The 335-nt window shown below is 63.9% G+C and carries 1 protein-coding gene; it reads right to left on the bottom strand.

The annotated features are described in order from the left end of the window. Positions 1-49 precede the first annotated feature (49 nt). On the bottom strand, positions 50-335 hold a 286-nt coding region (locus AF337_RS14115), incomplete at its 5' end, for an oligopeptide/dipeptide ABC transporter ATP-binding protein (protein WP_342028431.1).

The following is a 335-nucleotide window of genomic DNA, read 5'->3' as shown; positions in this document are numbered from 1 at the left end:
GAGGTATCCACAATGGGACGCTGCTCGGAGCGTGGAATGAATTCGGGCATCAATTGAACTCCGGAACGGTACGGTCGGCGAAGGGATTAAGCGACAAGGATTCGGCGTAGTGACAGGCCACTTCGTGCCCATCGGCTGTGACGGTACGCAGCGCCGGCACCTCCTGCTTGCAAAGCTCGGTGGCGTAGCGGCAGCGAGGATGAAATGCACAGCCGGGAGGCGGATGGGCAGGATCGGCGACCTCGCCAGCCAGCCGAATGCGCTGGCCATGGCGGCGCATCCTCGGATCGGCGATCGGCACGGCCGAGAGCAGCGCTTCGGTATAGGGGTGGAGC

The sequence above is a fragment of the Rhizobium ecuadorense genome (assembly GCF_001187535.1).
GTDB classification, from domain to species: domain Bacteria; phylum Pseudomonadota; class Alphaproteobacteria; order Rhizobiales; family Rhizobiaceae; genus Rhizobium; species Rhizobium ecuadorense.
This window is presented reverse-complemented; position numbering and strand designations above follow the sequence as displayed.